We start from the raw sequence: 12,990 nt of genomic DNA on the forward strand, positions 1-12,990 counted from the left end.
TCTGTGGATGGCTCCCGCGTTGCAAGGGCAAATGCGATGTGCTGGCGCTTGGGTCGGGTGCAGACTTCTGTCCGGCCTGTTGATGCAGCCATGAAGTAGACTGCTGGCCCTGATGGTGTCCGCGAACTGGGTCCCGAACTGGTTTACAGGCTGTATCGCCTCGGCCATTCGCTGGGTTGTCCCGGTTCCCGGTCTGACCGGTTCGCCATCATCTCGCTTTGCTCTCACAACTCCTGAAGTGGCTTTCGCCGCTATTCCGTTTTGCCTCTACGCCGCCAACGCAGGCACGTGGCGCTCACGATAGACTTCCCCGCGGGTCATGATGGCCCAGACGATTCTCGCTGTTTTGTTTGCCAAAGCCACGGTGACCACCCGTGCGGGCTTGCGCGCCAGCAAGGCGAGAACGTTGGGATCGACCGCCTCCGGTTTTCTTTTCGCGTTCCGCACCACTGCCGTCATGCCGACCACCAGGAGCTTACGAAGATACCTGTCGCCCATCTTCGAGATGCGGCCGAGCCGCTCTTTGCCGCCGCTGGACTTCTGAAGCGGGGTTAGCCCCAGCCAGGCCGCGAACTGCCGGCCAGAGCGGAACTGAGATGGATCACTGACCGACGCTGCGAGTGCCGTCGCTCCGATCGGGCCAATGCCCGGGATCGTCATGAGGCGGGTGGCAACGTCGCTCTTGCGCTGCCACCCGATCAGATCACGTTCGATCTCCCGTACCTGGGCGTGGACATCGAGGGCTTGCTGCGACAGCCGCTCAACGATGCGAAGAGCATCGGACGGCACGTCAGGCGCTTCCCCGTCGACGATCGCACGTGCCTTCTCCAAAGCTCGATTGATGCCTTGGGGGATGTCGATGCCGAACTCGGCCAAAAGCCCTCGCATCATGTTGATTAGCTGCGTGCGCTGCTTGACGAACAGATCCCGCGTGCGGTGCATCGACAGCGCCGCCTGCTGCTCCGCTGACTTCACCGGCACAAAGCGCATCGTGGGGCGCGTCACTGCCTCGCAGATTGCTTCCGCATCCGCAGCATCGGTCTTGCCGCGCTTCACGTAGGGCTTGACGTAAGCCGGCGGCATCAGCCGAACCTCATGGCCCAGCTTGATCAGCTCCCGAGCCCAGTAATGCGACGTGCCGCAGGCCTCCATGCCAACCACGCAAGGCGGAAGCTTCTCGAAGAAGGGAAGCATCTGCGAGCGCCGCAATGCCTTGCGAACAACGGCCGTGCCCTGTGCATCTACGCCGTGAACCTGGAAAACGTTCTTGGCCAAATCGAGACCGATCGTGCTAATATCCATCTGGGTGGCTCCCATTTTGCTCGTGAATACCTGACGGTCTTCACACCTTGGCACCTAGATGCCGTGAGCGGGAGCCATCCACCTCATCTGGTTTTCGGCACGTCGTCAAACAGCCGCGATGACCAGAACTAGTCGTCCGCTGACCGACAGCTACCGATGGAATCCGGTCATGGTCCGACTAGGCACCGACCGCCAAGCCTCTAGCCCCGACCGCACCATTTAGGCGCAATATCAAGTCACATCACCTGATCGAGTGCGGCCATCGTTTCCGCCAGCACGCGCCTTAGCGATAGCAAGCTCGCGCCGAGCGACATTTCCGGCCTCTCTGCCATCAGCATCATCGCCTTGAGCACCGCATTGGATTCCCGCGCGAGCAGGATGAGATGCACGCCGCTCGGGGAATTGGTGCCGCTCAACCAATTCTTCGCGGTGCGCTCGCTTACGCCTGTCCACTTCATGATCATCTTCGCACCGTTGCGCGTCGATCCGAACTCAACCTTCAGAGCAGAGGCGATCACTTGCGCAAACTCTGTGTCCGTCAGCGCATCCCGGCCGACAGGAAACGGACTGCCTTTCTTTGGAAACATGTTGCCTGCCCTTTGCTGTTAGGGTCGCGGAGTAGGACGGCGAGGGAGTATTCGAGCAAGATTAAGGCGTAGCCGATGGTCATTGAGTGGAGGACGGCCAATGACACCCAATCCGGGGATCGGTCTCCTAAACGAGCCGCCGAATACGTCCGCATGTCCACCGAACATCAGAAATACTCTACCGACAATCAGGCGGCGGAAATCCGTGCCTATGCTGATCGGCGCGGTTTCGAAATCGTGCGAACCTATGCCGACGAAGGCAAGAGCGGCCTTCGTATTGACGGGCGATCTTCACTCCAGCAGCTGCTCGCCGATATCGACAACGGCAACGTCGATTTCGAGGCAATCCTCGTTTATGATGTTAGCCGCTGGGGCCGGTTCCAGGACCCTGACGAAGCCGCCCACTATGAACTGCGTTGCAAGCGCGCGGGGATCGCCGTTCACTACGTCGCCGAGCAGTTCGAAAACGACGGCACCATCGGTTCGTCCATCATCAAGACCGTCAAACGTGCGATGGCGGGCGAATACAGCCGCGAGCTGTCGGTCAAGGTCTTCAAGGGACAGTGCCGCCTGATCACACTGGGCTACCGCCAGGGCGGCGCAGCCGGCTTCGGCCTACGCCGGATGCTGGTCGATGAACACGGCCAGCAAAAGGGCGTGCTGGAACGCGGCGATCACAAGAGCATCGCCACCGATCGAATTGTCCTCGTCCGCGGGCCTGAGGAGGAAGTGGCCACCGTCCAGGAGATCTACCGCCAATTCGTCGAGGACCGACGATCGGAACGCGAGATCGCCCATTGGCTCAACGAGCAAGGTATCCTGTCCGACCTTGGCCGTTCGTGGACACGCGGCGCGGTCCATCAAATCCTCATCAACGACAAGTACGCCGGACACAACGTCTGGGGCCGCACATCCTTCAAGCTGAAGACCCGCCACGTGCGCAACGATCCATCGGAATGGATCAGGCAGGACGACGCCTTTCCCGCCATCGTCTCTCAGGCCCAGTTCGATCAGGCCCGCTTAATCGTCGAGGAACGATCAAAACGCCTGACCGACGATGAAATGCTCGCGCTGCTCTCGGACATCTTCAAGAAGAACGGCTACCTGTCTGGCCTCATCATCGACGAGTTCGAGGACGGCCCGTCAAGCAGCGCCTACCAGTCCCGCTTCGGCAGCCTGCTGCGCGCCTATTCGCTGATCGGCTTCGTGCCCGACCACGACTACCGCTACATAGAGATCAACCGCGCTTTGCGCCGGATGCACCCCTCGGTCGTCCAAGGCGTGATCGCGGGCGTGCGTGCTGCCGGCGGAACCGCGATCCAGAGCCTCGAAGACGACACGCTACTCGTCAACGAGGAGATCACCGCCTCCATCGTCATTGCGCGGTGCAAACTGACACCCGGCGGCAGCCGCCGTTGGAAGATCAGGCTCGACGAAAGCCTGCGCCCGGACCTCACTATCTGCGTCAGAATGGACGAGGACAATATGAACGCGCACGACTTCTATATCCTGCCGCGCATGACCCTTGCCGAAAGCGTTCTGCGGCTCGCCGACCACAATGGCCTGTCGTTCGACGCCTTCCGCTTCGACACGCTGGACGGTTTCTTCGCGCTCGCAGAGCGCGCGCCGATACCGCGGGCGGCATAGGCCATGACACGCCCCGCCCAGCGCGTGGAGATGATCCCGATTGACCGGATCACCGTCGTCAATCCGCGCGTCCGCAACAAGAAGGTGTTCAAGGGGATCGTCGAGAACATCGCCGAAATCGGCCTCAAACGCCCGATCACCGTTACCAGCCGCCACGGCGAGGATGGTCCGCTCTATGATCTTGTTTGCGGCCAAGGGCGCCTCGAAGCCTTCCGCCAGCTTGGCCAGACCGAGGTGCCCGCGCTCATTGTAACGGCCGATCAGGAAGACTGTTTCGTCGCCAGCCTGGTCGAGAATTGTGCCCGCCGCCAGCACCAGGCCGTGGACCTGTTGCAAGACATCCTCGGGATGCGCGAGCGGGGACATTCCGACAGCGAAATCGCCGCCATGACCGGGCTTTCCGCCAACTACGTCTATATCGTGGGAAGGCTTTTGGAACGCGGCGAACGGCGGCTCGTCGCTGCCGTCGAGGCCGGTTATCTTCCCATCTCGGTCGCTCTCGAAATCTGCGAGGCGGATGACCAGGGCGTGCAGGCCGCGCTTCACAAAGCCTATGAAGACAATCTGCTGCGCGGCCGTGCGCTCATTGCCGCGCGCCGTTTGGTGGAAGTCCGCAAGCGCTCCGGCAAGGCCGCCAAGCTCACCAAGCTGGTCGGCAAGAACGCGGCCACCACGCCCGAAGGCCTGGTGAAAGCCTTTCAGGAGGACACCGAACGCAAGCGGATGATGATCCGAAAGACCGAGGCAACGCGCAACCGCCTCATCTTCATCGTCGAAGCGCTGGGCCAGCTATCGAACGACGAGACATTCGTCGCACTCCTCGAAGACGAAGGTCTGGCGGCAATCCCGACGCGCCTCGCCGAGCGGATTCACAACATGAGGATCGGCGTGCAATGACCCGAAGCAAACAACCGCGCAAAATTAAGCTGGCCTTTGAACGGACCAGCCTGCGAATTCCGCTTGATCAAATCAAGCTTCTGCGCGCCATGCCCGAGCCAATGAGGAGGTCGGTCAAATACGGCCAGATCGCTGCTTCCATCCGCGAAGTTGGCATCATCGAGCCGCCCGTCGTCGTCCGCTTGCCCGGAAAAGAGGAGCGATACCGGCTCCTCGACGGACATATCCGCATCGACGTGCTGAAAGAGCGCGGCGACAAGGACGTGGTCTGCCTGGTGGCGACCGACGACGAGGCGATAACCTACAACAAGCGCATCAGCCGCATGGCTATCGTTCAAGAGCACAAGATGATCCTGAAAGCGCTTGAGAAGGGCGTTTCGGAGGAGCGCCTCGCGCGGGCGCTCAACGTCAACATATCGAGCATTCGCAGCAAGCGCCGCTTGCTCGACGGCATCTGCGAGGAGGTGGCCAAGCTGCTGCAAGATCGGATGGTGCCGCTCAACACCTTTCGCGAATTGAGAAAGCTGCGTCCGATGCGACAGATTGAAGTCGCCGAAACCATGATCGCGATGAACAAGTTTTCATGGCCCTATGCCAAATCGCTGATCGCAGCCACGCCGCAGCACCTGCTCGTCAGCGACAAGCGCAAGATTGTGCGGGGCCTGAGCGATGAGCAGGTCGAGCACATGGAACGCGAAGCGACGAACATCGACCGCGAGTTCCGCATGATCGAGCAGAGCTACGGAACCGACCACCTCGATTTGGTTCTAGCGACCGGCTACCTGGCCCGCCTGACCCAGAACGTGCGCGTGGTGCATCACCTCGCCCGCCATCATCCCGAACTGCTCGCCGAGTTCCAACGGATCGTGCAGCTCCGCGACGTTGCTTAGCCAAGCGCGTTAGGCAGCCAGCGAGGGCGGCGTCCGCCGTGGCGGACGCGCGCGCGGCGCGACGGAAATCTTCACCCGGACATCCTGATTGAGCCGGTCGAGAATACGCATCAGCCGATCAATGGTGAACCGGTCAAGCTTGACCTGGCGAATGCGGGAAAAGTCCGCCGCTGCAATGCCGGTGCGCGCCTCGGCCTCGCGCACCGTCAGCCGCTCGGTATCGAGCGCCTTGACGATTTCGGCGGCGAGGATCGCGCGGAGCTGGCGCAGGCTCGCATCGGGCGCGCCAAAATCGGCAAAGACATTGCCGGAGCCGCGAACCAGCTCGAAATCATCATCTCGATCAGTCATCGAGCATCTCCTTCAACCGCTTTATCCGCTCACGCACGAGATCGATCTCGTGGCGCGGCGTCGAAATTCCCTTGGTCGACTTCTTCTGAAAGGCATGAACCACCCAGATGTCATCGCCCAATTGCAGCGCATAGACGACGCGATAAGCATCGCCGCGCTCCTTGATCGCCAGTTCCCAGACGCCCGCACCAAGCCCAGTGAGCGGCTTGGCGATATCCGGCGTCCCACCATCGGCGACAATCGTCAGGGCATCCAAAGCCCTGTCGATTGCCCGCTGCGGAAACGCCTCGAAACCCTTCCGCGCCGCCTTGATCCAAGAGATCGGACGCAACGTCGAACGCGGTTTAGCCATATGTAGTCAAATCTGCCAACATGTCAATTAGAGAGGGGATCAAGCCACGGCCGTGAGCGGAACTTCGCGATCGAGCACTTCGACCGCCTTCAGCTTGTGACCAGGCGCGAGGTGCGCATAACGCAGCGTCATCGCATAGTCGCTGTGCCCGAGCAGTTCGCGAACGGTGTTGAGATCGACTCCGCCCATCACCAGCCGCGAGGCAAAATGATGGCGCATGTCGTGCCAGCGGAATTGGGTAATGCCCGCATCCTTGAGCAGCCGCCGCCACGCGGTGTTGACCTGGCCGAACCGCTCGCCGTCATCGTTGACGAAAACCCGTCCCTCCTGCGTCGACGATTGCTCCCGCCAGCCTTGTAGAACAAGTGTCGCCTCGCGGTTGAGCGGGATATGCCGGGTGCGCCTCGATTTCGCGGTCGCGCCGGTCACCGTTAGGACCCGCCGTTCGAGATCGACGTTCGACCAGTCGAGGTCGAACAGTTCACCCCGCCTGGCGCCCGTGTTGATCGAGAGGAGAACTAGAGGCTTGAGGTGATCGGTGAAGGCCAAGGGCCGTAGGCTGGGCAGCTGAACGTAACCCCTTTCGCGCCGCCAATAGTTGGCAGAATCGCGTTCGGTGCGCCGGCGTTCCTCGCGCGCATCGAGTGCCCTGCGCAGCCAGGTTTCCTCGTCGTCGCTGAGAAAGCGCACCTTGCGGCAATCGTCGGTGCGCGACTTCTTGACCTTGGCCAAGGGACTTGCCGCGATCACCTCCCAATCGACCGCACGATTGAACACCGCCTTGATCGACGCAATGTCTCGGTTGATCGTCTCAAGGCTGAGGCCACGTGCGATCTCGCCCGCGCGCCAGCGCTCAACGTCGAGCCCAGTCACTTCGTCGAGCCGCTTGCCGAGCAGCGCCTTGAAGGCGGTCTTCAGCCGATTGAGATTTTGCGCGTGCGCCCTTTGCGTGGCCCTTGCCCACGTCGCATAGTCGCCATCGAGAAAGCCGCGCAAAGTCGGCACTTCCTTCTTCGGCTTGCGCGCCGCGATGGGATCGATGCCGCGATAGACATCGGCGAGGATCGCGCGGGCGCTCTCGCGCGCTTCGGCCAGACCGAGAGCATCCGCCCTCCCCAGCCAGACGCGTTTGCCGCGCGCATACTCGCAGTAGAACGATTTCACCCCGTTCGGAGTGACGCGCAGGATCAGCCCTTTGAGGCGTGTGTCCCGGCAATCTTTCCGCTTGGCCGGAAGCGGCATTTTTTCGATCATCGCTTGGGTCAGAACCGCTCGCATGCCACACCCTCCGCTTCCGCTGAAAATCGCTCTGGTGGTGCACTGGTGGTGCAACTTCATGCATCGCAGCGGAACATAGGGAGACCGCATGGAACATGAAATATGCTCCTTAACTACCTGTTATAGGCTGATAAAACAAGCTTTTTAGGTTGCGCGACGAGGCATACCAGACCCCCAATTTTTCGGTCTGGGGGTGTGGGGGTCGCTGGTTCGAATCCAGTCGTCCCGACCAGTGGCCCGGTTTCATCGCCGATATTGCACCTCCGCCGCTTCGCACCTAGGCGCGGCGCGCAGGAGGATTTGCCCGATGAACGCGTCAAGCACCCGCCCCCGCATGCGCTCGTGGCTGTTCGCCCCCGGCGACAGCGAGAAGAAGATGGCGAAGGCGGCCGACGGGCCTGCCGACATCGTGCTGCTCGACCTCGAGGATTCGGTCGCACCCGAGAGCAAGCCCATGGCGCGCGAGATGGTGCGCGATTTCCTTGCCGGGCGCGCCGATCGCGAGCGGCTGTGGGTGCGCGTAAACCCTCTCTCCGGCGGTGAGACCGTGCGCGATCTCGAAGCCGTCATGCCCTCCGCGCCGGGCGGGTTGTTCCTGCCCAAGGCCGAAGGGCGCGCGGACGTCGAGGCGCTGGACGAAATGCTGACGCCGCTCGAGCAGGCGCACGGGATCGCGCCGGGCTCGACCCGGGTGGCGGCGCTCGTCACCGAAACTCCCCGCGCGATGTTTCGCACCGGCGACTACGAAGGCGCGCCGCGGCTCGTCGCGATGAGCTGGGGGGCGGAGGACCTTTCCTCCGCGCTCGGTGCGCGGGTCCAGTTCCGGTCCGATGGCGGCTACATGCCGACTTATGAGCTCGCCCGCAGCCTGTGCCTGCTCGGCGCCGCGGCCGCGGGCGTGGCGGCGATCGAGACGATTCAGGCGGACTTCCGCGATCTCGACGGCTTGCGCGAACGTGCCGGAATGGTGCGCGGCCAGGGCTATCGCGGAATGCTCGCGATCCATCCGGCGCAAGTCGAGGTGATCAACGAGGCCTTTACGCCGGGCGAGGACGAGATCGCCCACGCCCGTGCAGTGATCTCGGCCTTCGCGGCGAACCCCGGCACAGGGACCGTGGGGCTCGACGGGGCGATGCTCGACCGGCCGCACCTCCTGCTGGCGCAGGCGCTCCTGGCGGACGCGGGAATCGACACCTGATTCGATAAAACCATTTTCCTACACGAACCATTTTGGTTATATGGTCGGGCGAATCGCAAACAGCGGAGCGCAGCCATGTCCATCATCGAATCGCTAATCGGCCCGATCACCTCGATCATCGACAAGATCATTCCCGACAAGGAAGCGCGGGCGAAGGCCAAGCTCGAGCTGCTTGCGCTCGAAGGCACGCACGAACTGAAGCAGATCGAGGCGCGCCTTGCCGCGATCCTGGCCGAAGCCAACTCGCGCGATCCCTGGACCAGCCGGGCGCGGCCGAGCTTCCTCTACGTGATGTATGCGCTCATGCTCTTCGCGCTGCCCATGGGGGTGATCTCGGCGTTCGACGCGCAGGCCGCGCAGGACATCAGCGCCGGGATGACCGCCTATCTGCGCGCCCTCCCCACCGAACTCTACACTCTCTTCGGGACCGGCTACCTCGGCTATACCGCCGCGCGCCAGTGGGGGAAGGCGAAGGGCGTCGACAGTTGAGGTTTCCTCGCGCTAAGCGGGCGGGATGAGCGTGCCGATCACCAACACCGTCTATGTCCTCAACGGACCGAACCTCAACCTGCTCGGCATGCGCGAGCCCGAGATCTACGGCGCGGACACGCTCGACGACATCGCCGCCATGCTGGAGGATCGCGCCCGCGAGCTGGGCCTCGAGATCGAGATGCGCCAGTCGAACCACGAGGGACATCTGGTCGACTGGCTGCACGAAGCCCAGGCCGAGGGGGCGAAGGCGGTGCTGCTCAACGCGGCGGCCTATACCCACACCTCGATCGCGCTGCTCGATGCAATCAAAGCCATCCGCACGCCGGTGATCGAGGTGCACCTCTCCGATCCCTCGACCCGCGAACCCTTCCGTCACCATTCCTATGTCGGCCTTGCGGCGGCGAAGACCGTCCAGGGCCTCGGCGCACGGTCCTATCTGGTGGCGCTGGAGGCCGTCGCGGAATTGTAACTTCGCCGCCGCCCACCCCTTGCCAGTCCGGCCCGAGCCGCGCATAGGCGTCCGCCTGTAGCGAACAAGGGTTGTTTATGGCCGAAAACAAAGGCAGCGCCGGGCGCAAGTCCGGCATGGACGTCGATACCGGGCTGGTCCGCGAACTGGCCGAACTGCTCGCCGAAACCGGGCTGACCGAGATCGAGGTGGAGGACGGCGACCGCAAGGTTCGCGTCGCACGCGGCGGCATGACCGCAGCACCGATGGCATACTCCGCGCCCGCTCCGGCCGCAGCGCCCGCGCCCGCCGCCGCCCCGGCAGAGCCCGTCGCTGCGCAGGACGATCCTGCGGGCGCTCTCAAGTCGCCGATGGTCGGCACCGCCTATCTCGCGGCCGAGCCGGGCGCCGATCCCTTCGTGAAGGTCGGCGACAGCGTGAAGCAGGGCGATACCCTGCTGATCGTTGAGGCGATGAAGGTGATGAACCCGATCACCGCCGACAAGTCCGGCACGATCAAGGCGATCCTGGTCGAAAACGCGCAGCCGGTCGAGTTCGACCAGCCCCTGATCGTCATCGCCTGACCCATGGGTATTTCACGCATCCTGATCGCCAACCGCGGCGAGATCGCGCTGCGTATCCACCGCGCGGCGCACGAGATGGGGATCGAGACGGTCGCGGTTCACTCGACCGCGGATGCCGATGCCATGCACGTGCGGCTTGCCGACCATGCGGTGTGCATCGGCCCCCCGCCGGCCGCCGACAGCTATCTCAACGTCGCGGCGATCATCTCGGCGGCTGAGATTTCGCAGGCCGACGCGATTCATCCCGGCTACGGCTTCCTGTCGGAGAACGCCAAGTTCGCCGAGATCGTCGAAGCGCACGACATCGCCTGGATCGGACCCAAGCCCGAGCATATCCGCACGATGGGCGACAAGGTCGAGGCGAAGCGCACCGCCGGCGCGCTGGGCCTTCCCCTCGTCCCCGGTTCCGACGGCGCGGTGTCCGACTATGACGAGGCGCGGCGGATCGCGGCCGAGATCGGCTATCCGGTCATCATCAAGGCCGCGAGCGGCGGCGGCGGGCGCGGGATGAAAGTCTGCGCCGCCGAGGATCAGCTCGAAACGCTGATGAAGCAGGCCGGGAACGAGGCGAAATCCGCGTTCGGCGACGCCACCGTCTATATCGAGAAATACCTCGGCAATCCCCGTCACATCGAGTTTCAGGTATTCGGCGACGGGCGCGGCAACGCGATCCATCTGGGCGAGCGCGACTGCTCGCTCCAGCGCCGCCACCAGAAGGTGCTCGAGGAAGCGCCCTCCCCCGTGCTCACCCCCGAAGAGCGGGATCGCATGGGCATGATCTGCGCCGATGCCATGGCGCAGATGGGCTATCGCGGCGCGGGCACGATCGAATTCCTGTGGGAAGACGGCGAGTTCTACTTCATCGAGATGAACACCCGCCTGCAGGTCGAGCATCCGGTGACCGAGATGATCACCGGCATCGATCTCGTGCGCGAGCAGATCCGCGTCGCCGACGGCAAAGACCTGTCGTGCCGCCAGGAAGACATCGAGTTCAAGGGCCACGCCATCGAGTGCCGCATCAATGCGGAAGACCCGTTCACCTTCGCCCCCTCGCCGGGCAAGGTGAACTACTATCACGCGGCGGGCGGCATGCACGTGCGCGTCGATAGCGGGCTCTACGCCGGCTATTCGATCCCGCCCTACTACGACAGCATGATCGCCAAGCTGATCGTCTACGGCCGCAACCGCGAACGCTGCATCATGCGCCTCCGCCGCGCGCTGGAGGAAATGGTCGTGGAAGGCGTCAAGACCTCGATCCCGCTCCATCAGGAACTGATCAAGCAGCCCGACGTGCTGAACGGCGACTACTCGATCAAATGGCTCGAGGAATGGCTGAAGGAGCGGGAGGGGTAGCGGCGCCCTGCGCCAGGCATCGTCGTGCGAGACAAATGCTCGCATGCATTCACAGCTCTTCCTTCCTGCCCGTTCGCTCGTCCTCCTTGGGGACTGGAGAAGTTGGCGCGATCGCGGCAGCGGCGGAGCGCTATATGTCTCCGCCAATCGAGACTGTCAGATTCGACCTAGCCCGGTCCAATCATTACGGCAGGACTCGGATCTCGTCTCCCGGAATACGGGTGAACGCTCCACCATCTCCATCAGCGGTGAATCTGATCAAAACTTCGACGGTTCGATCACAGGTCTCGATCGGCCACACCTCGGTCCAGCGGCCGGAATAGCGAATACCGAAGATCTCTTCACCCAGATCGGGTTCCTCGGATGCTATTCGTGTGACGCCCAAGGATGCTCCATCTTCGTCACTGCAATCAATACCCGCGCGTCGCAGGGCGGCAGTGGCAGCCAGTCGAGCCGATGGGAGCGTATCGCCTATCAGCGAGTCCCACGCATGAGACGTTCCACGGTTGACCCTGATCGTCTTCAAGCTGTCGTCGATGTCTTGCATGACCATGTAGCGCACTGGCGCATCGTCACATCCCGGCATCCGCGCGGTTACGAACCAAGCATTCTTTACGGCGCCGCGCACGAGAGCACCGAACACATATCCATCAGCCGTAGCCGGTTTAACCGAATCGATCGTGACCGCTGAATCTGGGCAAGTGTCTCTAGCGGTATAGATCGTCTCCGCCTTGTCACGGACTGCCGACTCCAAGACATCTGCACTAGGCGCGGGAGCGGCCTCGTTCCATGTCTCGAGCCTCTCCAGAACCAACGGGTGCTGCGCTTTCGCGACGCTAAGGGGCGCCACGAGGGCGAGAGGCAAGGCGAGGTAACCGATACGCAATTCTTGATCCTAACTTGAAGTGATGCGGCTTGTGAAAGCCCGGATTGAAGGGCTGGACCAGCTACCATCCAAACGTAGCCGGAGGATGGACTCGGCAGGAGCATCTGACAGCGGCGCGCCTAAAAAAAGGCCGGCTATCCGCTACTCCAGCGGCACCCCAGGCTCATGCTTCGCCGTGCGGATCGTCAGCGAGGTCTTCACGCTTGCCACGTTCGGCGCGGGGGTCAGTTTGCTGGTCAGGAATTCCTGGAAGCTCTGGAGGTCGCGGCTGACGATCTTCAGGATGAAGTCGATCTCGCCGTTGAGCATGTGGCATTCGCGCACTTCGGGCAGGCCGCGCATGTGTTCTTCGAATTCGCGCAGCGCGTTCTCGGCCTGGCTCTTGAGGCTGACCATCGCGAACACGGTGATCGCGAAGCCCAGCTTCGATGCGTCGAGCTCCGCGTGGTAGCCCTTGATGACGCCTTCTTCCTCTAGCGCGCGGACGCGGCGCAGGCACGGCGGTGCGGTCAGGCCGACGCGGTGCGCGAGTTCGACGTTGGTCACGCGCCCCTCGTTCTGCAGTTCGGCCAGCAAACGCCGGTCAATGTCGTCCAGATTCGCCATTGTGGGTGCCCCCAACGGACGCGCAAACGCGCGGTACGTAATGAACTAAACTGGCCCCATCGTCGCCAGTTGGCTAATTTTATTATCCTTGCCAGCAATTGTCCCGCTTTGCAACGCGC

Annotated in this window: 15 protein-coding genes; 8 read left to right on the top strand and 7 right to left on the bottom strand. The window is 62.7% G+C overall.

All coding sequences use genetic code 11. The annotated features are described in order from the left end of the window. Positions 1 to 267: 267 nt before the first annotated feature. Entirely contained in the window at positions 268 to 1,302 is a 1,035-nt protein-coding gene (locus D2V04_RS00340; protein ID WP_119511379.1) for an IS110 family RNA-guided transposase, read from the bottom strand. A gap of 236 nt (positions 1,303 to 1,538) precedes the next feature. Next, on the bottom strand, positions 1,539 to 1,889 hold the full coding sequence (locus tag D2V04_RS00345; protein ID WP_147391738.1) for a hypothetical protein: 351 nt from the start codon (positions 1,887 to 1,889) through the stop codon (positions 1,539 to 1,541). A 75-nt stretch (positions 1,890 to 1,964) separates the two neighbouring features. Between D2V04_RS00345 and D2V04_RS00350 the strand changes: the two genes are divergently transcribed. Genes D2V04_RS00350 through D2V04_RS00360 form a run of 3 tightly spaced genes read left to right on the top strand, consistent with a single transcriptional unit; the run spans position 1,965 to position 5,323 of the window. After that, positions 1,965 to 3,536, top strand: coding sequence for a recombinase family protein (locus D2V04_RS00350; RefSeq protein ID WP_119511408.1), 1,572 nt, complete (start codon positions 1,965 to 1,967; stop codon positions 3,534 to 3,536). Between the two features lie 3 nt (positions 3,537 to 3,539). Beyond that, the gene (locus D2V04_RS00355) at positions 3,540 to 4,433 is read left to right on the top strand and encodes a plasmid partitioning protein RepB C-terminal domain-containing protein (RefSeq protein WP_119511409.1); all 894 of its coding nucleotides are present in this window, start codon (positions 3,540 to 3,542) and stop codon (positions 4,431 to 4,433) included. Next, entirely contained in the window at positions 4,430 to 5,323 is an 894-nt protein-coding gene (locus D2V04_RS00360; protein WP_119511410.1) for a plasmid partitioning protein RepB C-terminal domain-containing protein, read from the top strand. Before D2V04_RS00355 ends, D2V04_RS00360 begins: the two co-directional genes overlap by 4 nt. Before the next feature lie 9 nt (positions 5,324 to 5,332). Here the strand turns inward: D2V04_RS00360 and D2V04_RS00365 are convergent, their stop codons facing one another. From D2V04_RS00365 to D2V04_RS00375, 3 genes are read right to left on the bottom strand one after another with little or no spacing between them, the layout of a single operon-like run. After that, on the bottom strand, positions 5,333 to 5,674 hold the full coding sequence (locus D2V04_RS00365) for a helix-turn-helix domain-containing protein (RefSeq protein ID WP_119511411.1): 342 nt from the start codon (positions 5,672 to 5,674) through the stop codon (positions 5,333 to 5,335). After that, positions 5,667 to 6,026: a type II toxin-antitoxin system RelE/ParE family toxin gene (locus tag D2V04_RS00370; protein ID WP_119511412.1), complete on the bottom strand. Its 360-nt coding sequence runs from the start codon at positions 6,024 to 6,026 to the stop codon at positions 5,667 to 5,669. The genes D2V04_RS00365 and D2V04_RS00370 overlap by 8 nt, the downstream gene beginning before the upstream one ends. A 39-nt stretch (positions 6,027 to 6,065) precedes the next feature. Then, positions 6,066 to 7,304, bottom strand: coding sequence for a site-specific integrase (locus D2V04_RS00375; RefSeq protein WP_119511413.1), 1,239 nt, complete (start codon positions 7,302 to 7,304; stop codon positions 6,066 to 6,068). 307 nt (positions 7,305 to 7,611) lie between these two features. Between D2V04_RS00375 and D2V04_RS00380 the strand changes: the two genes are divergently transcribed. From D2V04_RS00380 to accC, 5 genes are all read left to right on the top strand, one after another. Next, the gene (locus D2V04_RS00380; RefSeq protein ID WP_228766177.1) at positions 7,612 to 8,502 is read left to right on the top strand and encodes an HpcH/HpaI aldolase/citrate lyase family protein; all 891 of its coding nucleotides are present in this window, start codon (positions 7,612 to 7,614) and stop codon (positions 8,500 to 8,502) included. A gap of 75 nt (positions 8,503 to 8,577) precedes the next feature. Continuing rightward, on the top strand, positions 8,578 to 8,991 hold the full coding sequence (locus D2V04_RS00385; protein ID WP_119511415.1) for a holin family protein: 414 nt from the start codon (positions 8,578 to 8,580) through the stop codon (positions 8,989 to 8,991). A 25-nt stretch (positions 8,992 to 9,016) separates the two neighbouring features. Continuing rightward, positions 9,017 to 9,463 carry a type II 3-dehydroquinate dehydratase gene (aroQ, locus tag D2V04_RS00390; protein WP_228766178.1) on the top strand — a complete coding sequence of 149 codons (447 nt, stop codon included), beginning with the start codon at positions 9,017 to 9,019 and terminating at the stop codon, positions 9,461 to 9,463. Positions 9,464 to 9,540: 77 nt separating this feature from the next. After that, on the top strand, positions 9,541 to 10,026 hold the full coding sequence (gene accB / locus D2V04_RS00395; RefSeq protein ID WP_119511416.1) for an acetyl-CoA carboxylase biotin carboxyl carrier protein: 486 nt from the start codon (positions 9,541 to 9,543) through the stop codon (positions 10,024 to 10,026). 3 nt (positions 10,027 to 10,029) lie between these two features. Next, positions 10,030 to 11,379, top strand: coding sequence for an acetyl-CoA carboxylase biotin carboxylase subunit (accC, locus tag D2V04_RS00400; protein ID WP_119511417.1), 1,350 nt, complete (start codon positions 10,030 to 10,032; stop codon positions 11,377 to 11,379). A 184-nt stretch (positions 11,380 to 11,563) separates the two neighbouring features. Here the strand turns inward: accC and D2V04_RS00405 are convergent, their stop codons facing one another. Together D2V04_RS00405 and D2V04_RS00410 are read right to left on the bottom strand one after the other, a co-directional pair. Beyond that, entirely contained in the window at positions 11,564 to 12,265 is a 702-nt protein-coding gene (locus D2V04_RS00405; protein ID WP_119511418.1) for a hypothetical protein, read from the bottom strand. 141 nt (positions 12,266 to 12,406) lie between these two features. Continuing rightward, on the bottom strand, positions 12,407 to 12,871 hold the full coding sequence (locus D2V04_RS00410; protein ID WP_119511419.1) for an Lrp/AsnC family transcriptional regulator: 465 nt from the start codon (positions 12,869 to 12,871) through the stop codon (positions 12,407 to 12,409). Positions 12,872 to 12,990 lie beyond the last annotated feature (119 nt).

Origin of the sequence: Pelagerythrobacter aerophilus (assembly GCF_003581645.1) — a bacterium.
GTDB lineage: Bacteria > Pseudomonadota > Alphaproteobacteria > Sphingomonadales > Sphingomonadaceae > Pelagerythrobacter > Pelagerythrobacter aerophilus.